Annotated in this window: 17 protein-coding genes; 2 read left to right on the top strand and 15 right to left on the bottom strand. The window is 43.4% G+C overall.

Annotated elements, in window-relative coordinates; all coding sequences use genetic code 11:
- Nucleotides 1-111: 111 nt before the first annotated feature.
- Both BW716_RS00905 and dinB read left to right on the top strand, forming a co-directional pair.
- A complete protein-coding gene (locus BW716_RS00905; protein ID WP_083720216.1) occupies nucleotides 112-2,667 on the top strand; it encodes a hypothetical protein in 2,556 nt (851 codons plus the stop codon).
- 29 nt (nucleotides 2,668-2,696) lie between these two features.
- Nucleotides 2,697-3,800: a DNA polymerase IV gene (gene dinB, locus BW716_RS00900; RefSeq protein WP_083720215.1), complete on the top strand. Its 1,104-nt coding sequence runs from the start codon at nucleotides 2,697-2,699 to the stop codon at nucleotides 3,798-3,800.
- 124 nt (nucleotides 3,801-3,924) lie between these two features.
- Here the strand turns inward: dinB and BW716_RS00895 are convergent, their stop codons facing one another.
- The 15 genes from BW716_RS00895 to BW716_RS00825 all read right to left on the bottom strand — a co-directional run bounded on the left by BW716_RS00895 (nucleotide 3,925) and on the right by BW716_RS00825 (nucleotide 24,671).
- Entirely contained in the window at nucleotides 3,925-5,556 is a 1,632-nt protein-coding gene (locus tag BW716_RS00895) for a RagB/SusD family nutrient uptake outer membrane protein (protein WP_083720214.1), read from the bottom strand.
- Nucleotides 5,557-5,581: 25 nt separating this feature from the next.
- Nucleotides 5,582-8,554, bottom strand: a complete 2,973-nt coding sequence (locus tag BW716_RS00890) for a TonB-dependent receptor (protein WP_235643394.1) — start codon at nucleotides 8,552-8,554, stop codon at nucleotides 5,582-5,584.
- 644 nt (nucleotides 8,555-9,198) lie between these two features.
- Nucleotides 9,199-9,708, bottom strand: a complete 510-nt coding sequence (locus BW716_RS00885) for a DinB family protein (protein WP_083720212.1) — start codon at nucleotides 9,706-9,708, stop codon at nucleotides 9,199-9,201.
- A 177-nt stretch (nucleotides 9,709-9,885) separates the two neighbouring features.
- Entirely contained in the window at nucleotides 9,886-10,914 is a 1,029-nt protein-coding gene (locus BW716_RS00880; RefSeq protein ID WP_083720211.1) for an exo-alpha-sialidase, read from the bottom strand.
- A 78-nt stretch (nucleotides 10,915-10,992) separates the two neighbouring features.
- A complete protein-coding gene (locus tag BW716_RS00875; protein WP_179090951.1) occupies nucleotides 10,993-12,630 on the bottom strand; it encodes a SusD/RagB family nutrient-binding outer membrane lipoprotein in 1,638 nt (545 codons plus the stop codon).
- A 32-nt stretch (nucleotides 12,631-12,662) separates the two neighbouring features.
- Nucleotides 12,663-16,289, bottom strand: a complete 3,627-nt coding sequence (locus BW716_RS00870) for a SusC/RagA family TonB-linked outer membrane protein (RefSeq protein WP_083720209.1) — start codon at nucleotides 16,287-16,289, stop codon at nucleotides 12,663-12,665.
- Nucleotides 16,290-16,583: 294 nt separating this feature from the next.
- Entirely contained in the window at nucleotides 16,584-17,645 is a 1,062-nt protein-coding gene (locus tag BW716_RS00865) for a FecR family protein (RefSeq protein WP_179090950.1), read from the bottom strand.
- 94 nt (nucleotides 17,646-17,739) lie between these two features.
- A complete protein-coding gene (locus BW716_RS00860; protein ID WP_083720207.1) occupies nucleotides 17,740-18,369 on the bottom strand; it encodes an RNA polymerase sigma-70 factor in 630 nt (209 codons plus the stop codon).
- Between the two features lie 206 nt (nucleotides 18,370-18,575).
- Nucleotides 18,576-19,073 (bottom strand): ferritin, encoded by a 498-nt coding sequence (locus tag BW716_RS00855; protein ID WP_083720206.1) that lies wholly within the window; start codon nucleotides 19,071-19,073, stop codon nucleotides 18,576-18,578.
- 30 nt (nucleotides 19,074-19,103) lie between these two features.
- Nucleotides 19,104-19,367: a cupin domain-containing protein gene (locus BW716_RS00850; RefSeq protein WP_235643384.1), complete on the bottom strand. Its 264-nt coding sequence runs from the start codon at nucleotides 19,365-19,367 to the stop codon at nucleotides 19,104-19,106.
- Between the two features lie 109 nt (nucleotides 19,368-19,476).
- Complete coding sequence (locus BW716_RS00845) at nucleotides 19,477-20,157, bottom strand: DUF4369 domain-containing protein (protein WP_083720204.1); 681 nt, start codon at nucleotides 20,155-20,157, stop codon at nucleotides 19,477-19,479.
- A 124-nt stretch (nucleotides 20,158-20,281) separates the two neighbouring features.
- Nucleotides 20,282-21,598, bottom strand: coding sequence for a sugar porter family MFS transporter (locus BW716_RS00840; RefSeq protein WP_083720203.1), 1,317 nt, complete (start codon nucleotides 21,596-21,598; stop codon nucleotides 20,282-20,284).
- Nucleotides 21,599-21,744: 146 nt separating this feature from the next.
- Nucleotides 21,745-22,575 carry an aldo/keto reductase gene (locus tag BW716_RS00835; RefSeq protein WP_083720202.1) on the bottom strand — a complete coding sequence of 277 codons (831 nt, stop codon included), beginning with the start codon at nucleotides 22,573-22,575 and terminating at the stop codon, nucleotides 21,745-21,747.
- A gap of 21 nt (nucleotides 22,576-22,596) precedes the next feature.
- A complete protein-coding gene (locus BW716_RS00830) occupies nucleotides 22,597-23,577 on the bottom strand; it encodes an aldo/keto reductase (protein WP_083720201.1) in 981 nt (326 codons plus the stop codon).
- A 167-nt stretch (nucleotides 23,578-23,744) separates the two neighbouring features.
- Entirely contained in the window at nucleotides 23,745-24,671 is a 927-nt protein-coding gene (locus BW716_RS00825) for a glycoside hydrolase family 43 protein (protein WP_083720200.1), read from the bottom strand.

The raw sequence follows: 24,671 nt of genomic DNA, 5'->3' as shown, positions 1-24,671 counted from the left end.
TTATTTTCAGTTAACGCATCGGGATATTTAAAGTTAACTTAACGTTCCTTTTGCGTTTAATAGACAACCAAAAAGTAATTTGCCACGTTATTTAAAAAAGCCAATCGGAGTATGCCAGGGCTTACCTCTTCTGATGTAGTAAAGAACCATCTATTTATTACTACTATTCTGTTGTTACTGTTCGCATTATTTCCATGTGGGATATGTGCGCAGAACGTTTATGGGCTTGAGTTTGCAGGTAAAAAAATCGCACAGGAGTTACGCACTTCATTGAATCTTTTTCCAGACGAACCGCTTACTGTAAAGGACGATTGTGACCTATCATTTGATCTCTCATTTGCACCGGGATATGATTCTTATTTCGGCTACATTTTTAGAATCACAAATGAACTGGGACAAAATACAGACCTTATATATAGTAACCAGACACAGTCTATAAATCTCGTATCCGGCGATGAATACACAGGTATTCTTTTCAAATTCCCACCATCAGAAGTGGCAGGAAAATGGTACCACCTGCAGTTTTCATTCAACCAGGCTACGCGTATTACGACATTAAAAATTAACGGCCAACTGGCGGGAAGCACGACTATGCCTGCTTCTTTAGGAAACCAATTGCGCATCTTCTTTGGTGCAAACCATTATAAACAATGCAATACATTTGACCTCCCTACCATGCGACTGCGCGACGTACAGATTGCACAGTCCGGCAAAACCCAATACCACTGGCCATTACGACAGCATGATGGAGAACAGGAGTTTGATCTGATCTGTCATAGCAAAGCAGTGATCGAACATCCTATCTGGCTTGCAAAAGCATATAGTGAATGGAATACACGACAAACAATTACTGTAAATGGTAACGCAGGCGTAACATTCGATAAAGAAAATGGTATATTATATATAACAGGTAGTGATTCCCTCTATCAGTTCACCTGTAATGGAAATAAACTCAGTGTAGTACCACTGGCACAATCCAGAATATTGCCAGCTGGCAATGTGACAGAATTTGATACGAAGCGGCATCAACTCCTGAATTACTTTGTAGATGACCAACAGGTAGCCCGGTATGATAATACACAACATACATGGAGCAAACCTGTTGAAGGAAATAAAGTAACAGGATTCTGGCAGCACAATCATTTTTATTCACCCTACGATAGCAGCTTATACGTATTTGGTGGTTATGGACATTATCACTACACAGCCGAAGTACAAAAGTATAGCACCGCAGATGATCAGTGGAAAACAGTCGCTGCAAAGGGCGATAAATTTGCACCAAGATATATGGCAGCACTGGGCGCTACTGAAAATGGCGATTCGGCTTATATACTCGGTGGACACGGCAGTGCTACAGGCGATCAGCTGTTGAACCCTGAAAATTTTTACGACCTTTTACTATTCGATGTAAAGAACCATACCTTCAAAAAGATCTATGCGCTGGATAAACCAGATGTGCCCATGGCCTTTGGGAATACGATGGTGATAGATACAAAAGAACGTGCCTATTATGCACTGTCTTATGCGAATGACAGGATGGAGTCCGCGTTACAATTAATTAAAGGCTCTCTGGATAAACCTGAATATGAGAAACTGGGCAATGAATTGCCTTACCAGTTTTATGATATTAAATCCAGCGCAGCCTTATACTATTATGCAAAAGGACAGGAATTAATCGCCGTCAGCTTATACAATCCAGAGAATAACGTCACCACAATAAAGATTCACACAATACTTTTTCCACCTGCATTATTGATGCCCGACAAAGGTGTGGGAGAAAAGAATTATCAATACCTGTTATGGGGGCTGGTAGTATTAAGCAGTTTATTAACAGGGTTATTACTGAGGAGAAAGAAACGAGAACAAACCGCACCCCTGATCACTATTTATCATTTACCGGAGCCTCCCCAAAAAGCCCCGCTATTCAGGGTGATTGAACTCCCTGCACCTGTTGAAAAGAAAAACGCATCGATTTATTTATTCGGACATTTCACCATCATCGATAAAGAAGGGAATGATATCAGCAAATTATTCAGTCCACTGGTGAAAGAATTGTTCTTATTAATATTCCTCCATTCCTCATTCGGCAGAAAAGGTATTTCTTCCGAAAAGATTAATGAAATACTCTGGACAGGGCGATCAGTAAAAGATGCAAAGAATAACCGGTCCGTGAATATGGTGAAGCTGAAAAACATACTTGAGAAACTTGGCGACTATAGTTTAGCGAAGGAAAACGGGAAATGGAAATTAACATTTGAGGAAGGTGTATATGTGGATATCCGGCATGGCCACCAGTTAATGGAAGAGCACCATATCGCACAACTGGTGCAGGTATGTGGCAGAGGAGGCTTACTGATGGAGACAGATTATAGCTGGCTGGATAAATTTAAATCGGACCTGAGTACAGAACTGCTTAATATTTTTACCAGGTACCTGGATGAGCATGCAGAACAGTTACACCCGGAAGAGATCATACAGACCTGCGACACTATGCTGCATTTTGATTCCCTCTGTGAAGAGGCGGTGATGTACAAATGCAGGGCGCTGGTAGCTATGCACCAGCATGCGACAGCGAGGAGCTTGTTCCGGACTTTCAAAAACGAATATGAGCAGTTATATGGGGAGCCATTTGAAAAAGATTATATGGCGGTGATGGTAAATGATTAATGTATCTTTGCACTTTACAGACAGGTGCCATGGAACAGGAAGCAAATAAAAAAAGAAAGATCATTCATATCGATATGGATGCTTTCTATGCTTCCGTAGAGCAGCGGGATCATCCTGAATACCGCGGCAAACCTGTTATCGTAGGAGGCTCCCCCAATAGCCGCGGGGTAGTTGCCACAGCCTCTTACGAAGCCCGTAAATTCGGCGTCCGTTCTGCCATGTCTTCGAGAAGAGCGGTACAACTTTGTCCGGAAGGGATTTTTGTTTATCCAAGATTTGATGTGTATAAAGAAGTGTCCAGGCATATCCGGGAAATTTTCAGCCGGTATACAGACCTGATAGAACCTTTGTCATTAGATGAGGCCTATCTGGATGTGAGTGTGGATAAACTGGGGATTGGGTCAGCGATTGAGATTGCCAGACTCATCAAACAGGCTATTAAAGATGAGCTGCACCTCACAGCATCCGCCGGCGTATCTATCAATAAATTCGTGGCTAAGATTGCCTCAGACATGAATAAACCGGATGGCTTAACTTTTATCGGACCTTCACAGATCAATAACTTCATGGAACAATTACCTGTTGAAAAGTTTCATGGAGTAGGGAAAGTGACAGCAGAGAAAATGAAGAAAATGGGATTGCATACCGGTGCAGATCTGAAACGATTATCAGAGAATGAAATCAAGCAGTATTTCGGAAAACCGGGAGCGTTTTATTTCAGGATTGTAAGAGGGATCGATGAAAGAGAAGTACAACCACACAGAGAAACGAAATCAGCAGGCGCAGAAGACACTTTTCCGGTCGATTTAACAGAGGTGGAAGAGATGAACAGGGAGTTGGAAAGAATCGGAACACTGGTCACTACGCGGCTTAAAAGGCACAATTTAAAAGGGCGTACCATTACGCTAAAAGTAAAGTACAGCGATTTTAAGCAAATAACCCGTAATCAGTCATTGTCATTTGCAACAGACGATCTTGAGATTATTGTAAGAACAGCACAACAACTATTAGCAGCAGTAGATCACGAGGACAAACCAATTCGCCTGTTAGGCATCTCTCTTTCAAACTTCGGAGAAATAATACATATCAATGGAAATAGCAGCAATAGCACGCAGCTATCATTATTCGATTAAAAAACCAACCTTCTGTTTTTCACCTCCGGTAAAAAACAGAAGGTTGGTTACCCTCCAAATTAAAAAGGTTTTGCCTCTGGCAAAACCTTTTTAATTTGACTATTAAATTTAGATACCGATCTGATTAGTTCGGATATCCATCATTCTGTTTCAGATTCGCATTCAACTGCAACTGCGTCCTTGGAATCGGGAACAACTCTCTGTAACTATCAGAAGCCACGTGATCCCACCATGTACCTGTCGTATACTTACCAAAACGAATCAGCTCCTGCCTTCTATACCCTTCAAAAACAAACTCCCGGCCCAATTCAGCCAGCAATTCATCTAATGTGAGTGTAGCAACAGTATACTGATGCGCAGGCCAATCCGCCGCACTATAAGCACGTTGTTTAATCGTATTCACCAGATCAACTGCCTCCTGTGTAGCCACCCCACCATTCTTACGCATAATCGCCTCGGCCTTCACTAAATATATCCATGACAAACGATATACCGCCCAGTCACAACTACGATAACTTGGATCACTCAATGGACCGAGCCTGTATTTGTTAAAACGCACGCCACTGTTCTCTTCACCCTGTGTCATATCTGAAACAGTGCTACCCTGTGCATTCTTCCGGATGTTATCCACAAATACCAGCTGCTGACCATCATACTCATTACCACCACTACAAATCACCGGATCAGTACCATTAGATCCATACTTCCACTGTGGGCCTGCAAGTATCCACTCGCTCTTACGCTTATCAGCATCATCAAATGTAGTGTACACACCAGGTATCATTACTACCCCATCATTCCCATTGATCGGGTTACCATTGATCTGGCTCTGGTTAAAGTGATAGAAATCACCAGGCCACTGTGGTGCAAAGTTTGAAACGATATAATCGTAAGCAATAGAGAAGATAATTTCTTTTGACAGATCGTTAGCTGGTTTATAAGTATCTGTCAGATTCGTATCCAGTGCCAGTGCACCGTTCATACCACCAGCGGTATTATTTATGAGCGCATCGCAGGCTGCAATACAATCATCCCAGCGTGCAGTACCAGACCACTTTTCAGCATTCAGGTACAATTCAGCCAGCATGGCATAACCACCTGCTCTGGACATACGACCCAGCAATGCTTTTGACAGCACAGGGCTCTTATCAAGATTGTCTTTGATCTCCTGCTCGATGAAAGAAAAAACCTCCGCACGAGGCTTTGTTTCAGGACTGACAGGATCACCCACTTTAGTCACGATTGGAATATTGCCATAAATATCCATCAGACGCAGATAGTGGAAAGCACGCAGCAAACGCAGCTCACCAGTAAAACCATCTTTCTCTTCCTGTGTAAGCCCCATTGCACTTGCATCACGACCATCGATATTACCAATGGCGTCATTACAGAAACCCAGACCTGTCCACAACAGGTTCCAGCAGTTCAGTACTGTAGATTCATCCACTGTCCAGGTATGGTAGTGCAGACGGATCCACTGACCATTATCGTAACCATGACGACCTTTCTGTGGCCATGCCAGCTGATCGGCAGAGAGCTCGCTCAAACGCCACCAGCCACTCTGACCTGGGGTGATCCATGCATTCGCGTGTGTGTAGGGTCTGAGTACGGCAGACACTACTTCGTTCTTGTTATTATAGAAGTTGTTAGTGAGCAGTGTATCGTATGCTTTTTCATCCAGGTTAGTACAGCTGTTTGCCAGTACCGGAAGTAAAGCTAAACTTGTATATACAGCTATCTTTTTAAATCGTTTCATTCGACAAGTTTTAAATGGGTACATGTTAGAATCCTACATTCAATCCAAACATAAAGCCGCGGGTGCCCATATATGGAGTACGGCTATCTGAAGCATTCAGGGCATCAACGCCTGGTGTCAGACCTGTATCTCTTACGTAGTCAGGATCGTTACCTGTATACTTCGTGATAATAAAGAGGTTAGATGCAGTCAGGTACAATCTCAGGCTCTGGATCGTCTTTTTGTTCTTGAATGGAACAGTATAACCCAGGGTTAACTCATCCAGTTTCATGAAATTACCTTTCTCTATGTAGTAGTCAGAATACTGATAACCACCCGTGATCTTACCATTCTTGGTAAATGCTGTTTTCAGCACATTGCTGGGCAATGAAGCTTTTGAACCGTAGAACATTTCCATGGTGTTCAGGATATTGTAACCAAACTTGCCTCGCAGGAACGCTCTCAGATCAAAGTTCTTGTACTTGAAAGTGTTGGTGATACCCAGGTATACTTTAGGCACCGCATTACCAATCACAGCAAAGTCTTTTTCACTATCCAGCTGGTCAGCAGAAGCTTTGGTACCATCTGCTTTGTAGAACAGCCAGTCACCGGAATCAGTCAGACCAGCAAAACGCTTACCGTAGAAGTTACCGATACGGTCACCTTCGTAAGTACGGATCGCATTACCCAGTGCACCATAACCACCAATATCAGCATAAGACTGGTATTTGATTGTATACAGTTCATTAGAATAACGGTCCAGTATATTTTTCGAATTGCTGAATGCTAAGTCTACTGTCCAGGAGAAATCCTTTGTTCTGACAGGTACGCCACTAAGGGTGATTTCCACACCTTTGGAAGATACCTGGCCTACGTTTGCATAGATGCTACTGGTCACAAAAGGAGGAAGCTGGGTCGTTACGTTTTCCAGCAGATCTTTGGTGATACGTTTGTACACATCGATCGCACCGGAGAGGCGGCCTTTGAAGAAACTGAAGTCAACACCCACGTTGTATTCAGATTTCCTTTCCCATTTCAGATCCGGGTTAGGATTTTTGTTAGGACCATAAGTCTGACGCCATACCCCATCCGGATTCAGATAGTTACCACCGGTACCTAGTGTCACCAGTGAGCTGTAGTTGTTGATACCAGAGTTACCGGTTACACCATAACCAGCTCTCAGTTTCAGGTCGTCCAGGAAAGTAGCTCCCTGCATGAAAGGTTCATCACGCATGTTCCAACCCAAAGACAACGCCGGGAAATTACCCCATTTGTTGTTCGCACCGAAACGGGAAGAACCTTCATGACGCAGAATCACGCTGGCCATGTATTTATCTTTGTAGTTATAGTTCACTCTACCAAAGAATGCGATGAGCTTATTATCATTTTTATAGCTGCTCATGCTTGCTTTACCAGTCAGGAGCTGGTTACCCGCACCCAGATTATTTTCCTCGAAGATGTCATTTACGAAGCCGTAGTTACTGGCATCAAAATATTGTTCTACTTCATAACGGTAGCTATAACCACCAATAGCGGTGAAGTTATGGTCCTTGTTAACAGTGATATTATATTCCAGTGTGGGTTCTACAGCATATTTAAGGTTCAGGAAAGAAGACTGCCATGCATAGCCGGAGGAATCATAGTTTTCAACAGACAGCTCAGATAGCAGGTCCGCATAACCACCTTCTGAATAGCTATCGCGGGTTACAGAACCAAAAATGGATGCTTTCAGCCCCTTCACAATATCGAGGGATACCTTCGCATCGCCTGAAGTAGTTTGCTGCTGGCGAATGTCAGTTTGCTGGTGCAATCTGGCCAGTTCGTTGGTACTGGTTTGCTCAAAATACCAGGAGCCATCAGGATTGTATGGAGAATAAGTGGGGTTAAAAGTATAATACCCCTGCAGGTTACCACCATCTGTCAGCAGGTTCGATTTATTGAAGTTGGTAGCGAGGTTGAACTGGGAAGTCAACCGATCATTCAATCCTTTGGAGGTGATGCTCAGACGACCACCATATTGCTGACGTTCATTTTCCTTCAGGATACCTTCCTGATTCAGGTAATACACACTTGCACGATAGTTAGACTGTTCACCACCACCAGAAAATGCCAGGTTATGGTTTTGCGTTAAGTTGTCGTGATTTACCAGCAGGTCTACGAAATCAGTTCTGTAACCTTTGTCAATAGCATTGATTTCACCATCAGCAATCTTCGCTGCATATTCATCAGCAGTGAGGAATTTAGGAATACGTGATTTGAATTCTTTGCGGAAGTAGTTGTTGTAAGTCACGCGGGCAGGACCTTTCACACCTTTCTTGGTAGTCACGATGATTACACCACCATTCGCCTGTGTACCATAGATTGCAGCAGCAGAACCATCTTTCAGTACAGAGATGGATGCGATATCATCTTGTTGCAGCAGATCCAGGTTACCACCGGGAATACCATCGACTACGATCAGTGGCGACATACTACCGGTTAACGAAGTTACACCGCGCAACTGGATAGCAGGACTGGTATTGGGGTTAGAACCACCAGTCCGGGTGATCTGCAGACCAGCTACTTTACCTTGTACAAGGTCCAGCGCATTGCGGGCACCACTCTGACGGAAGTCAGTCGGTTCAATGGAAGTAATAGCCGAAGTAACTTCCTGCTTCTTCTGCGTACCGTAACCCACTACTACCACGTCTTTGAGCGAAGTAACATCCGCAGCTAAACTAATATTGACAGTATTGGAAGCTCCTAACGGAAATTCTTCCGTTTTGTAACCTACAAAAGTAAATACAAGGGTAATGGTACCACTGGGAACATTTAGGGAATAAGAACCGTCAACCTTGGTCTGGGTGCCGATTGTAGCACCCTTTACCTGTACGGTCACACCGGGTAAGGGACTGTGTCCGCTTGCATCCAAAACCTTACCGGAAATGGTGCGGGACTGGGAAAATGCGAGCATAGAAAGGAATAACATCCATATACTATGCAGGCATATCCGAGAAAGAAAAACGAGTCTTCTCTTCATATACTTTGATTTTGGTATTAAGCAGAATTATTAAGCGTATCCTTTTAAAGTTGGCACATACTTCCCCCGCTCGCAGCAACTTGTTTTTGCAGCGATAGCAATTGATTATTTTAAAAATGACAATACGTTCACCGTGCGATGAAAAAAAGCTTTTCAGCGCATGCAGTTACAATCAGAATGACACACGAATTACGCTTGTGCACTGCTGGAATTGGCAGTGGATAATGCTTTTGGTTTAGTTCAACAACTCAAAAACAATAGTCACTTTGCACTACGGTCTTTCAATCCACACATAATTTTTTGAAAAATAAACTGGCAGGTATTACGCAGATTCAATCATCATCTCCATTTTAGATTTTAGTTCGGTTAAAATGACTGATTAAAAACAATGTAACTCCAGGTTCAATAACGTCGATTATACAATGCTGTCTACTAATTTTGTCTGTTACCAGCGACTCTCTCAATGCTACATCAGTTCTCATTTCAGAGTTTTCGATTTAGCTACCGGTAGTAAAAATAGAGAAGTTTTTCACAATCCAAAACTGATAAGCCGGGTTTTAAATTGTGTTAACAATGTTTAAAATTCATTAACAATTAGATGCTTAGCGATGAAGCACACTTTTTTCATAATACAACCATCGCCGTTAGGAATGATATTTTAATACTTTTATAGTAACGAGTAACTGGCCGGTATGGCGCATGGTGTGTTCTGCGGAGTGAAATAATAAACCACCGAGTGTAGTGGGAATTTGTTTTCTACCGATGCCGCGGGGTACAGCGAGGGCATATTCTTCAGTGGATTGTAGCTTGGCGAGACTAATGGTGATTTGCGCGTCGAGGGCTGCGAGTAATGAATGAATCGTAATATGTGGTTGCTTTTTGCCTTCGGCAGCGAGTGCGGTGAGTTGGTCTTCGTTCAGGGATTTGAATTCGGCATAAGTAAAAAGGCGGTCAAGTACGCCTCTGATGTGTTGGAGGTGGAAGGCGACAGAAGCGCAATCGAAGGGGGTATCCCAGATTTTGGATTCAGGGAAGTCTTTGAGGTGAGCATGGATTTCTTCCTGGGCCTGCAGGAGGGCGTGGGCAATGGGTTGAAGGAGGGTGGGGATGCCTGCAATGGGGCCGCGCATCCATACTTCTAGTTGCTGACTCATGAGTTGATGCTGTTTTACCTGAACAAGTATACAAAAAATAACCAGATGGATTTTGCCTGAGATTTCATGAATTATCCTGGCTTTGTGATTTTGCCTCCGGCAAAATCACAAAGCCAGAAACGAACCTTTTAAGTTTTGCCTTCGGCAAAACTTAAAAGGTTCGTTCATTTAAACTACTCAAAGCTTGATCACCACATGCTTTATATTCTTCCTATCATACGTATAACTAATATGTATCTCCCCATTCTTGCCCTCTATCACCGCCGGATAACTAAACTCCCCCTTCTCATGCTTCTCCAGCTCATACACATCTTCCCAATGCTCCCCATCCTTCGACACACCTACCCTCAACTCATTCCTCCCATCAGACCAATCCTTTCCACTCACCGCCGGATTATAAATCAACACATGCACCCCACTCTTCGTCGTCACCGCATCAATCCCACTATTCGGATTCAACATATCCTGTTTCCTCAACTTTGACCATGTCACCCCATTATCTGCAGACCAACTCTCCACAATCGCATTCTGCCTGCTCCTACACAGCATTTGCAGCTTATTTCCGGGATGAAAAAGAATTGTAGGCTGTATCACGCCAAACGTATCACAATCTATATTTACCCGCTTCCAGTTCTTTCCATACACATCTGAAAATTCCACATGCACATTCCACACCTTCTCATCCAGACTCTCCGTACTGGAAGGATGCAACAACAACCCATTAGCCAACAACACCGGTTTATTCCTGATCGGCCCTAAAATACTATCCGGCAGTGGCACCGCCTTAGACCAGGTCTTCCCATTATTCTTAGAAGTCTTCATTAATCCCCACCATTCGCGTGGATTAGGTCCTACTTTATAAAACAGCAGCAATTCTCCTTTCTTATTCGTATACAACACCGGGTTCCAGGCCGGATACCGGGTAGTATCATTCACGACCCCATCTGCCACCACCACTGGTGCTGACCATTTTCCACCGGAATATATAGCAGTATAAATACATACATCCTTCGCACTTTCCCGGCTCCCGCCAAACCACGACATCATTAGCCTGCCATCTGCCAGTTCTGTCATTGTAGAAGCATGGGCAGCCGGCACCGGCGGTTTATCCATCACCATTTCCGCTCTTACCAGTGTAGCCTTGTGCTGTGCCATCAAAGGCAATAACCCACTCAATAATAAACATGACAATAATCCTTTCTTCATATCATTTATTTAAAACAGGAAGGCCACAAAGATAAAAATCCTTGTGGCCTTCCACCATCTAAATTATAAGTATGTTTATTAGTTTACATCCCAGAAAATTTTTGCGGTTCTGGTATCATTTGCCTGAACATCTGCATAACTTGTATTATATGCCTTCTCACTCGCAGGATACGTAAACCTGTTTGGAGGAGTAGGATATATAGAAGAAGTTGATTGCCAGATGGTGATCTGTGGATATTTGGTTCTACGATATTCAGCCCATGCCTGTCCACACTGTGTAAATCCAAATGCCAGCCATTTCTGTGTCCAGATCTTACCCAGTTTTTCCTGTGAAGTACCTGAATAAGCAATTGCTGTTTTAGCCATGAATACATCTACCTCAGCAGTAGAAGGCTGTGTTACAGATTCATACTGGGTAGTATTGGTTGAGTGCAGGTAATATTGGAACGCAATGGATTGACGTATCGCCAATTCATAACTCGCTGCCGCAGTACCGCCAGTCAGACCCCAACGTTCGAAAGCTTCAGCTTTCAGGAAGTTGGTCTCAGCAGCACTCATCATAACACCTGGCAGGTGAGAGTTGAAACGGTATGTAGTGGAGTCAATGGTGGAGTAGTTGTTAATACTGTCACCCTGCATCGTTGAAGTCCACTGTTGTGACATGGCTTTGTAAGTTGCATTCGGAACAAATACGCTATTTACAGTAGCCCCAAATTTATCAAACATCAGTGGAATACGTGGGTCATCCACAGGCAACATCACCGTATTCAGCATATAGTCCGGCGCTGCCTGCGCACTGATTTCGGTAAAGGCACTATTCAGATTGTTCGTATAGGTCGTCAACTGGAATAACAACATATCCGTGTTGTAAGGACTATAGGTATCACCTACCCCATCCCCATCCATCAATGGATACTGCAATGGGCTGGATAAAATTTCCTGGATCTCAGTCTTCGCTCTTGCCTCATCATAATAAGACTGACGCAGGAGATAACGGAGACGCAGGGAGTTAATATAACGACGCCATTTAGACAGGCTACCGTGACCCACATAATCCTGGTTAGCGAAAGCGGATGCAGCAACAGTATTGAGCGTAGCAGCTGCAAACCAGTCTGCCATTTCTTTCAACTGAGTGACTACGGTATCGTATACTGCAATCTGTGAATCGAATTTAGGATTGGAGATCGTAGCAGTAGCATCCAGGCTACCTGCCTCAGAGTAAGGAATATCTCCGAACATATCTACCATCTGTGCTGCCTGATCCAACAGCAATACCCTTCCTGCCATCATAAACACCTCCATGTTAGGGCGTTCATCTACAGGCAATTCCTTGTACAGCCGCTGCATAGTGCGGTATTGTGCCATTGGCCCACTACCACTACCTGCATCATTCGCATTGCTACCCTGGTTATTAGGTGTATAGAAATCATTCCAGCGATCCTCAATATAGTCATCGTTCTGGGAATAGGTTGTCAGCTCATTTAAAAACGCGGTCATCTGACAATACTTACCCATCTGGTTAAGCTGTAAAGTACGAAGGTCCCAGTACATAGGCCGAATGCGGTTATTATCCAGGATAGAGGAAAATAACTTCTCAATAGTAGGATCAGTCGTTTTATCGGGATTTGTATAATAGTCTTCAAGTTGCTTCTTACAACCAGTCATCCCAATGGCCAGTGTAATAATACAACTTATATGTAAAAAGTATTTCTTCATGATCATGTCTGTTTGTTAGGTCTTCAGAATAGTTAGAAACTTGCATTTAAACTAAAACCAATACTACGTGTAGCACCGGTAGAGCCTTCATCAACACCCTGGTTTAACCAGCTTTGACCTACAGGAGCCTCAGGGTCAATGTTCTTCAGCGTTCTGTAGAAGTAAAACAGGTTTCTACCGATCAAAGACAAACGAATATTCTGCATGTGTAATTTCTGAGCAGTACCTCTTGACAAGGCGTAACTCAATGACACTTCTCTGAATTTAATATAATTGTTCTTGATCACTGCCGGACCGTTATAACCATTTGCTGAAGCGTCAAATACAGTCAGGTAATAGTTAGCTGCTTCTACTATCATATCGTTATCTGAACCATCGGATTCCTTCTTACCAGGCAGTATTATACCATCATGGTATACTTTACCATATGGAGAAACCGCATTGTGGCTCGCCAGTCTGGTAGCTACACCCTGTTCGTTCACATAGTATGGAAGACCACCATTTGCTTCATCTCTATATTTCATGGTAGACTTGAACATACCAGCATTGGTGCCATATTTCTGTGGCATGGACAAAATCTCACCACCAAAACGGTAGTCGATGGTGATATCAAGTGTCAGCGCTTTGTAGCTGAAGGTATTAGACCAACCACCCACTACTTTAGGAAGAATATTACCGGCTTTTTCATATTTTGACTTGTCTACATAGTAGAAACCACTAGAGTTCACAAGCTTATTACCCTTCTCGTCTTTTGCGTAAGGATACATATAGATGTTACCGATAGTCTGCCCTTTTTCTGCTACGATTTCCACGGAGTTGGCATCACCACCCTTAAATACGATCTGGTTTACACCTTCAGACAGGCTCACCACCTTAGAGTTGTTGAATGCAAAGTTAATGCGGGTGTTCCAGCTTAATTTTGGACGTTTCAGCGGGGTTGCATTGAAAGCGATTTCAAGACCTTTACTATTCAATTCACCGACGTTGGTAATACGTGTCAATGCACCATTGGATACCGGTGTAGACAAACGCATCAGCAGGTCTTTAACTTTACTGTTATAAACAGAGATGTCTATACCAATTCTGCTTTGCAGCATTTTGGTTTCGAGACCAAACTCCATTTCAGTTTTCTTTTCAGACTTCAGGTTCGCATTACCATATGCATTTTGTGCAGTCAGTACAGGCACAGAACCGGTAGTAGTAGCAATCGGTTTCTGAGTATATACGATATTTGATTCATATGGAGGAGGCGCATTACCAACCATACCATAAGATGCACGCAGCTTACCATAGTTTAACCATTTGGGCATTTCAAAAGCCTCTGAGAAGATGAATGAAGAGTTCGCAGAAGGGTAGAAATAATGGTTATTAGCAATAGGCAGTGTAGAAGAATATTCCTGACGGGCAGTACCTTCCAGGAACACAAAGTTTTTATAACTTAAGTTCATGATACCCAGGTAAGCGTATTTCAATAGCTTACTACGTGCCTCGGAAGTAGTCTGTGCATTGTAAGAGTTATTCAAAGAGAACCAGTTAGCAGTTACCAGACCACCACTGGTATTGGAAGACTGATCTGTAAAGCTCTCCTGACGGCTCTGGAAACCACCGCTGACGCTATAACCAAATACTTTATTCTGGTCATTTGCATAGGTGGCTAAGAAGTCCGTATATACAATAGAATAACGGTTTTTGGTAACAGAATATTTACCGGTACTGCTGGTCGTATTGAAAGAGATAGGATATTCGTTATATTCTTTGGCTTCTGTATTGATGCTGGTAAAGTCATTACCAACCCTGGTACGGAGTTTCAACCCCTTTGCCAGATCGATATTAAGTGTTATGCTGGACAATAAACGATCCTGATTTTCCACTTCATTATTCCTCAACTGGTACCAAAGGAAGTTCAGCAATTCAGGACGGATGTTGAACACCAATGCTTCATCCGGGTTTAATTGAGTATTATTATAAGGCACCCATTTGTAACCTTTGGACGTTTTGTACTTATCGAATACAACAGCCATATCTTCAGAACGGCCGAAGAAACCATCAAAGGAGTTGAAGAGGCGGTTCATCAGACGGGCTCTGTTTGTCACGGTCGTATTCACATAACCACCTACCACATCTAAGCTTACTTTACTATGCAGCTTGATAGTACTGTTCAGGTTGAAGGTATTTTTACCCTGGTTGGTACCGATCTGGATACCTTTATAATCACCGCGTGTATAACTGAAACGATAATTTGCTTTTTCGTTCATATTCGAAAGGGATACATTCAAATTTGAATTGTATCCCTTCTGAAACATTTGTTTATAGTTGTTTGGCTGAGGTGAATAGGGATGCATAGAACCATCCCACCATGGCACCATCTCACCAGTCATTTTAGGACCGAACTGGCCATATGCCCTGAAGAAAGGTCGGACCACTCCATTAGTACCATAAGGTACCCAACCATCTTCATTCGCACCCAACGAAACGTTGCTCGCTCTGTCATAACCAGGACCGTAAGTGTTCTGGTACTGAGGTGCATTAGCAATTGTTTCTCTTGTAGTATTGAAGTTTACATCAACACCAAGTCCTCTGCCTTTCTGGCCTTTCTTGGTAGTGATTACAACCACACCACTTGACGCATCAGAACCATATAAGGCTGTCGCACTCGCGCCTTTCAATACGGTCAGGTTCTCGATGTCAGTAGGGTTGATATCCAGGATACCATTACCACGGATACGTGGGTCATCCCAATAACCACCAGAGTTACCACCTACACCACCGGATTCGTTATTATTTCTGATCTGCACACCATCCACCACATACAGCGGCTGAGTACTATAGTTCAGTGAGTTTACACCACGAATCTGAACGTTAACGGCACTGGTAGCACCACCTGGCGCTGTGGTGATTTTCACACCCGCCGCCTTACCATATAAGGCGGAAGCGAAGTTGGTGTTACCAGATGCGTTAATTTGTTCGGAAGTAATAGTAGAAACTGAGTAACCAAGCGCTTTTTCTTCTCTCTTGATACCCAGTGCCGTTACTACAAATTCGTTGATCATCTTATCTGCAGGTTGCAACGTGATAGTCAACGCAGTCTTTCCGTTCACAGGAACTTCCTGTGTTTTGAAACCTACGTAAGATACCACCAGGATTGCATCGTCAGGTACACTTAATGTAAAACCACCATTTTCATCTGTAGCTACCCCATCCGAAGTTCCTTTGATTTTCACTGAAGCACCAATCAAAGCTTCACCTGTCTGATCCAGTACCTTACCGGTGATCTTCACAGTTGTGATTCTCTCACCCATAGGCACAATCACAATCAGGTTGTTAGCCAGCTCCTGATAGGTATATCCTGATTTGTCCAGGATCATATCCATCACGGTGGAGATTTGTGCATCTTTCACAGATATATCCACTTTGCTTTTGTTAGGGATATTTCTGTTGCTGAACATAAAGCGGTAATCGCTCTGGTGTTCGATAATAGAAAGTACCTCCTTAAATTCAACAGAGCGGAGGTTCAGTGTAATCGTTTTTGAGGAAAGAACATTTGCAACTACATGCAGATTCAGGAAAAGGATGAACCCTAACGTTAGTTGTAAAATCAGCAATGGCCTTAAAAGCCCGTAAGGGATCTTGACGCCCTTAGGGCGTACATAAAAACTCATAACTTAGATGTTAAAGGTGATAAAAGTGTTAAAACGGCAGTACTCGTGCGAAAAGGCCCGCAGTTTTATTGGAATAAGTCATCTTTCAGCGGGGTTTATTTAAATGATCCCCGCATTTATTCAGTAGTAATCGCTTTCTTTTCCCATAGACAAAATTTTAGTTGTTATTACTTTGCTTTTGGTGAAATGAAAGGGCGATTCCATAGGTATTACACATCATAGGCATCGGCATAGGGTCCTCATCTCACCTTTCACTACTTATGAAAGGAATTTCTTGATTTACCTGGTTCTTCTTTAATATATTACGATCGTTGAATCTTCAATCTTATAGTTGAAGTTCTCTGTCAGGTGCAATGCATTCAATGCTTCTGCAATTGTCTCCCCTTCTAAAACACCTGTAAACCGCAACTGTCTGTAGCCAACCCGGTTGAAATGGATACTGATATTGTAATAGCGTTCCATTCTCTTGGCCAGCGTACCAAAGTCTTCGTCCTGGAATACCAGTTTGTTCTGTAACCAGCTGGTTTCCATCACTACCGATGAATCTTTTCTGTCATTCAGGTAAGTCATGGATGTTACGCTAGGTACATTTGGTACTAAATCTTTTATGCTGACAGCTTTCCTCCTTGTAGAGTCAAAGTTGGTCAGCACCAGTTTCTGAGAAGGTTTCAATATTATTTTCTCAGATGGATTGTCAGTCACGGTAACCTCTATCGCCCCTGTAATCAGCGTAGCTTCAGAAGAAGCTTCGTCTGGATAAGATTTTACGTTGAAAGCAGTACCCAGTACCTTGATATCCATTTTGGAAGTATGGATGATAAAAGGTTTTTGTGGATCTGCATGTACGTCAAAGAATGCCTCCCCTGTCAGGTATACTTCCCTGTTTTTAGTCGCAAAGTCTTCGCTATATTCAAGTTTACTGTCCGCATTGAGTGTCACTCTTGTACCATCTTCCATTATAAAAGTGGATTTCTGCCCTTTGGCAGTCACTTTTTGCATCATGGAGCCGCGCTGATATATATAATAAAAGCCGCCTGCTGTAATAAGGAGTGCCAGTGATGCTGCAGCTGCTACCCAGCGCATACGGCCTGTATTTTGTACAGGCTTCATCAGCGGCGCCATGACCGGCGTACCTGCTTCTTTTTCCAACTCATTTATCTTCGTCTGCACATTTTCAAAAAGCCTGCGCCCGTCTATATAATCAGTTTGATTCTGAGCCCAGTAGGTACGGAACATGTCATACTGCTTTGCTGAAGCAGTATCCTCATGCATGATATGTTGTAGTTCCTGGCCTTCTTGAGGTGTGATGTCACCAACCAGGTCCTTTATAACCATTTCAAAAAAACGATCGCTCATTGTCCGTTGGAATAACCCTTTGTATATAGGACAATTTTTTAATGGTAATATGCGTACAAGCTTTAAAAAAAAATTTAACATATAATTCCAAGTCCTAATTACCCATAAATATGAATAAAACTAATATAGCACTGATGAGATTGTCTGTCGCCTGTCGGTTTACCTTCTTCAAATATGGATCCATCGCCTTACTCATCTTCTTCATAGCCCGAAGCATCTGAGTGTGTACTGTACGATGTGAAATGTTGAGAATCTCTGCTACCTCCTTGTATTTCATACCATTTTCCTTGATAAGCCGGAATATGATACCACATTGACGGGGAAGTGTACTTATCGCCTGATCCATTCTGAAAATCAGCTCTTTTTTCTCCAGTTCCAACTCCGGCGAGGCTTCATTGATCAGCACCCCGCCTCCGTCATGGTCCTCAATATTGACTACCTGTATACTGGAAAAACGTTTATTATAGTTCAGGGCCTGGTTTTTTACAGCAATAAACAGATAGGTTTCGGGCTTTTCTACCGCCTGCATCTGAACCCTGTCCATCCAGCATTTCACAAAAACATCCGATACTATCTCTTCAGCAACCTGATGATAATGAACGTACAGCTTGCAAAATTTAATGAGTCGCGGGTTTAATGCGTGAAATAAACCCTCAAATGACCGGGCATCACTCACCTTCGTGAAGCGCTCCCATAGATCATTTATATTAACCTCTTTTTGCATTCTAACTTTTCATTATATTTCGGACAGCAATGTAGTAAAAGTATATGGCAAATAAAAATAATAAATCTTTCTGAATTAATTATTTATAATATATATTATTACCGATACATTAATATTTACGGGTATCAGATTAGCACAAAAAAAGAGGGGGAAGCAGTCCTTACCCGGACTACTTCCCCCTTCTATATCAAGGAGTTATATTTTTACTATTCCTGCTCCATCGTCATTATGTCACGATCGAACAAATAGAGACCACTTTTGTCATCTCCAATCAGTTCCAGCTTATCATTACACTCACGGGCCAGTCTTTCCTCTTCAATCTGCTCATTTACATACCACTGCAGGAAGTTGTGCGTAGCATAATCTTTCTCCTGTAATGACATGTCTACCAGCTCATTAATCCCCTCACTCACCTTCACCTCATGGGCAAACAACTCTTCAAACGCCTTCTTCAATGATGGGAAGGTCAGCACCGGCTGAGCCAATGCAGGTACGAGGGCAAAACCACCCCGCTCATTTATATAATGGATCAGTTTCAGCATGTGCATTCTCTCTTCGTCACTGTGCTTAAAGAAGAATTTTGTTACTCCCTTCAGACCAGGCTGAATGTCTGCCCAGCTACCCATGGCGAGGTAAGCCTGTGACGACTGCGCCTCCATTAAAACCTGCTTGTTCAGCGCTTCCTGCATTCTTTGTGACAACATAATATTCGCTTTTTGTTGATAATTAATTGATTATCTATGTAAAAAGTCTTCTCTCATGGGATTGAAGACGTCAATAAGTACTCCTTCTTCTTTGCAAACCACGCCATGGATGGCTCCAGACGGTACTGAAAATACATCCCCTGTCTGCAATATTTTCTTGTGGCCGGCAATCTCCACCTCAAACGATCCCTTTTCCACATACGACATCTGTAAATGTGGGTGCGCGTGTAACGTACCTACTGCACCGGTTTCGAAAGCCACTTTTACGATCATGAGCTGTTCACTGTATGCCATGACCTTTCTCTTGACTCCGGGATCCGTTGGCTCCCATACAATATCAGCATCTAATTTATAAAAAACAGACAAGTCCGCCATTTGTTGCTTGTTAAGGAATCAAATATAATTATTTCAGGAGCTTTCTAAACGCTTTTCCCTGCGTACTTGATTTTATCGCCGGCGATAACAATTGATATAATGAATCTGCTTTCGTATCCGGCACCCCATTCGCATACCACTGCAATGCTACTATACTGATGATGGAATTGGGATGTGTAGCGGCAAAACTAAGGTACACCTGCTTTTCGTCCTTTCGGGTGTTTGTGTATTCATCCGCAATGGATGACTGAAATGCAGGAAGGTGCCTGGCTTCCAGCGGAGCGGATGTATAATCGCGATAAATGCTCTTTTGCTTTTCCCGGATCGGTTTGAGCCGGGCCTGTAACGCCTGGTATTCCTGATTTACAGCACCAGCGGTAAATGTAGCTGTTATCAGAGAATCTTTACCAGTGAGTTCCATCGTCCCTTTTTCTATGTAAAAGAGAATGGCATCCAGTGGCAGAGCAGCCATATTTTGTGGGGTCGTCAGTATCAGCAACGCATCAGAAACATCGCTGATGGTGCCTTTGAATTCAAATTTCCCATCCTGCAAATGTACACTGTCACTGATTTCCTTTCCATTGGAAAGATAGGTCAGCAATAATTGACAGTCAGGTCCGAGATGGCCAATCTGTCCTTTCAGTACAAAGGGAGTTTGCTGGGCGGCTACTGTGAGGGGAAACAGTAGGGCAAAGAGTAGTGGCTTCATGCGTGGCAAGGGTTATGATTCCTAATTTAAACAAAATTCAGTTACGTTTCCGTCCACCGCAGGCACTGTAAGCAAAAAACCACTTCCGCGTTAGACAGAAGTGGTTTTTTTGCGTATTCGAAAATTACTTAATTCCCAACTCTTTTTGAATCGCCTCCAATGACCTACCCTTCGTCTCAGGCATCATTTTCAGTATAAACAACAACTGCAACAACATCATCACACTATAGAATACAAATGAGTAGAAACCTCCATGCTCACTGCCTTCCACAATGATCGGGAACGTCCAGGAAATAATCGCTGCCATAATCCAGTGTGTAAAACTGCCCAGTGATCCCCCCTGTGAACGCACTGAATTCGGGAAGATCTCTGAAATAAACACCCAGATCACCGCACCCTGAGAGAATGCAAAGAATGCAATAAACCCAATCAGGTAAATCAACACATTACTATTCGCAGCATGTGCATCCCTGAAAGCATAAGCCGTCAACCCCAGGAAAACAATCATACCTACTGACCCGATTAACATCAACGTCTTACGACCAAATTTGTCAATCACCGTCATCGCCAGCAATGTAAACAGGAGATTCGCCGCACCAATGTACACAGGTTGCAAATAGGCTTTACTTTCATCAAAGCCTGCCATTTCAAAAATGCGTGGTGCATAATACAGGATCGCATTGATACCTGACAACTGATTGAACATCGCCAGCAATACCGCATACATCACAGGTTTCATATACCTGGGCTGGAACAGCTTTTCCTGGTGTGCCTGCACAGATTCTTTGATGGATTGTATCGCACCATTTACATCCGTTTCCAGTAAGCGGTTCATAATAGGAATCGCCTCTGCCTCACGGTTGTTAAGGATCAGCCAGCGGGGACTTTCAGGAATAGAACGAAGCAACACCCAGAAGAGGGCAGAAGGAAACACCATTATTCCCAACATCCAGCGCCATGCATGATCTCCTAAACCTATAAAGAGGAAATTGGTGAGATAAGCGATGAAAATACCAGCTACAATGTTTAACTGAAACATACCTGCCAGCCTGCCCCTGAGAGGTGCAGGCGCTATTTCAGAAATGTACATAGGCCCTACTACTGAGGAGGCTCCTACTGCAAACCCACTGGTAAAGCGGAAGAATACAAACAGGAACCATGCAGAGACAGAAGCACAGCCAATAGACGAAATCACGAAAATAACGGCAATAGTGAGCAAAACCTTTTTACGGCCATGAATGCGGGCCGGACCACCTACAACCAATGAACCGATGACTGTGCCGATCAGACTGGCGGCCACCGTGAAGCCATGCCAGAAAGAATCGAGTGACCATAATTGTTGGATGGTTTTTTCCGCACCTGAAATAACGGCTGTTTCAAAACCGAAAAGAAAACCGCCAAGGGCGGCAATCAGGGCGATACGTACAGGATAAGAAAGCATATTAGACTGAGTAACGTGGTTAAAAAAATAAATATAATATGCTTTTTTCGTAAAGAGAAATCCCAAACGATTTCACCTTCTGTAAAAACGTTTGGGATTTCGTTATATGACCCGCAGCTCGTCTTTATTTGGCGGCCAGCCGGCTTTTATTTGGACAAAGTGTCAAATTCCTCATCCGTCAATTCTACCTCAGCAGCTTTCAGATTCTCCTCCAAATGCGCTACTGACTTAGTTCCCGGAATCAGCAATATATTATCTGCCCGCTTCAGCAACCACGCCAATGCGATCTGGGCCGTTGTTGCCTGATGCTTATCAGCAATTGCCTTGATCTTGTCCGCCATTTTTTGCGGACCAGATGCCAGCGGGTACCAGGGAATAAATGCCAGGTTCTGCTCTGTAGTATAATCCAGCACTTCTTCCCACTTCCTTTCACCCAGGTTATACAGGTTCTGCACAGACACGATCGGCAGCATCTGCTGCACCTGTTTGATCTGGTCTACTGTCACTTCTGATAAACCTACATAACGGATCTTTCCTGCCTTTACCGCTGCTATCACCGGTTGCAACGTCTCTTCCACTGGCGTATTCGGATCAATCCGGTGTAACTGCCACAAATCAATCGTATCTACTTGCAGCCTTTCCAGACTGCCTTCAATATTTTCACGAATAAAATCAGGTTTACCATTCGGCACCCATTTATCAGGACCTGGACGTACAAAACCACCTTTGGTAGCAATGACCAGATCTGATTTATACGGATGCAGGGCATCTGCAATCAGTGTTTCATTCATCTTTGGACCATATGCTTCTGCTGTATCAATGAAATTTACACCACCTGCCACAGCAGCCTGCAATACTTTCTTTGCATTCTCCCGGTCATCTACCTCTCCAAATACGCCCTTGCCTGTAAGTTGCATACCTCCATAACCAAGACGGTTTATTTCCAGTGTTCCTCCAAGTTTAAATGTTGTTGCCATTTTACGTGCTTTTAATTTGGGTTAATTATTCGCCATTTTCTCCTGTATTTCCGTATACCTGGCGCCGGTATCCGGATACTTTTTCAGTAATGCCTCCAGTGCAGACAGATCCTCCGCTGTGAGGTCCAGATCTACCGCTGCTGCATTTTCCTCCAGGTACTTACGCTTCTTTGTGCCTGGTATCGGAATGATGTTCACTCCCTGTGCCAGTACCCATGCCAGTGCCAGCTGTGCAGGCGTCGCATTTTTACCAGCGGCCAGTGCTGCAAACCCGCTTGCCAACTTCGCATTGTTATCCGCATATTCCTGTTGATAACGTGGAATACCTTTACGGAAATCACCTTCCGGCAGTGTACTTACATCCAGTGTATTCGTTACCAGCCCTCTGGCCAGTGGACTGAATGGCACAAAAGTGATGCCCAGCTCCTGGCAGAGCGGCAGGATCTCCTTTTCCACATTCCTCGTGAGTAAAGAGTATTCACTCTGCAAAGCGGTGACAGGATGTACTGCATGGGCTTTGCGGATGGAAGCAGGGGAAGCTTCGGAAAGACCAATGTACTTTACCTTTCCTTCCTTCACCAGTTCAGCCATTGCACCTACCGTTTCCTCAATGGGAACATTGGGATCTACTCTATGTGCATAATAAAGGTCAATATGATCTACCTGCAGTCGTTGCAGGCTCTTCTCTACAGCAGTTTTCATATAAGCCGGTGAGCCATCGAAAACCTGTTTACCATGACCCAGCGATTTAAAGCCAAACTTGGTGGCGATAAATATCTTGTCGCGGTTGGGTACCAATACCTGGGAAATGAGTTTCTCATTCTCTCCATCACCATATACATCCGCAGTATCCCAGAAGTTGATGCCCAGTTCAAGTGCGCGGTGTAAAGTTGCGATTGATTCTTTGTCATCGGGAACACCATATGATTGGCTCATTCCCATGCAGCCCAGTCCGATAGCAGATAATGATTCTCCTGTAGTGCCTAGTTTCCTGTATTTCATTGTCATTAATTTTGGAGTTATACAAAATAAAAGCAAAATAGGATGCACTCTTTTTGAATGCATCCTATTTTTAAAGATAGTACGAAAATCATCTAAGCCTTTGACAAATGATGGTTTTCATAAATGGCCATGCGGCCGGCTTATTGAGTTAGTGAACTGGAACCAACTTATTGTGTTAGTAAATTGCCGAACTCCTTCTCCGTCACCGTAAAGATCGTCCCATGCCTGACCCCTTTCGGTAAACTGATCTGGTCTGAAACATCTTTCCACACCTTCCCATCTGTAGAGCTGATCGCCCCATATTTATGTTCTGTATACTTATCAAAATAGATCAGCCAGGTGTTCCCGATCTTCATCGTAGTAGGCCCCTCTGCCCAGTATTTACCAGTAATAGATGGCCCTGCCTTTGTATACGGTCCTGTTAGTTTACTACTGTATGCCACACGCAGATATTTTGCAGGTGGTTCAATGGTCTCATCTTTCATCACCATCATATACTTTGAACCGTCCTTTACAATCGTTGCATCAATCACATTAAAACCCGGATCATATAACAATTTAGTAGCCGAATACTTTTTAAAATCTTTAGTGGTCACATAATACATCCGGTGATTATACCCACTCTCTTTCGCAGCCGCAGTCTCTTTAAACTGACCCGAAATAGTCGTGGCCCAGTAAATCATATACGTCTTTGATGCCGCATCGTACGTGATCTCCGGCGCCCAGCAATTCCTCGCACTATCTTCCTTCGCCATTACAGGTATAAATTCCTGCTCAGACCAGTGAATCAGATCTTTTGACGAAGCATAGCCAATGCCTTTATCATTCCAGCTCACAGTCCATACCATGTGAAACAAACCATCTCCTCCCCTGATGATACAGGGATCACGCATCAGTTTATCATTGCTCACCACCGGTGTTAAAAAAGAAGAATCACCCTTTAAAGCCGACCAGTTATAACCATCTTTGCTGTATGCAAGATGCAACCCATCTTCTCCATTTCCCTTGAAATATGCGAACAGGTATACGTTTTGAGACATGCCGGCGAGTGCCTGCAGCATGCAAAGGCATGATAGTAATGTACGTTTGACCAT

The organism is [Flexibacter] sp. ATCC 35208 (genome assembly GCF_001975825.1).
Classification (GTDB): domain Bacteria; phylum Bacteroidota; class Bacteroidia; order Chitinophagales; family Chitinophagaceae; genus Chitinophaga.
This window is presented reverse-complemented; position numbering and strand designations above follow the sequence as displayed.

Excerpts from the sequence above, each read along its gene's own strand:
- BW716_RS00850 (WP_235643384.1), bottom strand. The coding sequence starts at position 19,367 with ATGGCATACAGTGAACAGCTCATGATCGTAAAAGTGGCTTTCGAAACC.
- BW716_RS00875 (WP_179090951.1), bottom strand. The coding sequence starts at position 12,630 with ATGAAGAAATACTTTTTACATATAAGTTGTATTATTACACTGGCCATT.
- BW716_RS00895 (WP_083720214.1), bottom strand. The coding sequence starts at position 5,556 with ATGAAACGATTTAAAAAGATAGCTGTATATACAAGTTTAGCTTTACTT.
- BW716_RS00905 (WP_083720216.1), top strand. The coding sequence starts at position 112 with ATGCCAGGGCTTACCTCTTCTGATGTAGTAAAGAACCATCTATTTATT.
- BW716_RS00890 (WP_235643394.1), bottom strand. The coding sequence starts at position 8,554 with ATGAAGAGAAGACTCGTTTTTCTTTCTCGGATATGCCTGCATAGTATA.
- BW716_RS00835 (WP_083720202.1), bottom strand. The coding sequence starts at position 22,575 with ATGGCAACAACATTTAAACTTGGAGGAACACTGGAAATAAACCGTCTT.
- BW716_RS00885 (WP_083720212.1), bottom strand. The coding sequence starts at position 9,708 with ATGAGTCAGCAACTAGAAGTATGGATGCGCGGCCCCATTGCAGGCATC.
- BW716_RS00825 (WP_083720200.1), bottom strand. The coding sequence starts at position 24,671 with ATGGTCAAACGTACATTACTATCATGCCTTTGCATGCTGCAGGCACTC.
- BW716_RS00860 (WP_083720207.1), bottom strand. The coding sequence starts at position 18,369 with ATGCAAAAAGAGGTTAATATAAATGATCTATGGGAGCGCTTCACGAAG.
- BW716_RS00870 (WP_083720209.1), bottom strand. The coding sequence starts at position 16,289 with ATGAGTTTTTATGTACGCCCTAAGGGCGTCAAGATCCCTTACGGGCTT.
- BW716_RS00840 (WP_083720203.1), bottom strand. The coding sequence starts at position 21,598 with ATGCTTTCTTATCCTGTACGTATCGCCCTGATTGCCGCCCTTGGCGGT.
- BW716_RS00865 (WP_179090950.1), bottom strand. The coding sequence starts at position 17,645 with ATGAGCGATCGTTTTTTTGAAATGGTTATAAAGGACCTGGTTGGTGAC.
- dinB (WP_083720215.1), top strand. The coding sequence starts at position 2,697 with ATGGAACAGGAAGCAAATAAAAAAAGAAAGATCATTCATATCGATATG.
- BW716_RS00855 (WP_083720206.1), bottom strand. The coding sequence starts at position 19,073 with ATGTTGTCACAAAGAATGCAGGAAGCGCTGAACAAGCAGGTTTTAATG.
- BW716_RS00880 (WP_083720211.1), bottom strand. The coding sequence starts at position 10,914 with ATGAAGAAAGGATTATTGTCATGTTTATTATTGAGTGGGTTATTGCCT.
- BW716_RS00845 (WP_083720204.1), bottom strand. The coding sequence starts at position 20,157 with ATGAAGCCACTACTCTTTGCCCTACTGTTTCCCCTCACAGTAGCCGCC.
- BW716_RS00830 (WP_083720201.1), bottom strand. The coding sequence starts at position 23,577 with ATGAAATACAGGAAACTAGGCACTACAGGAGAATCATTATCTGCTATC.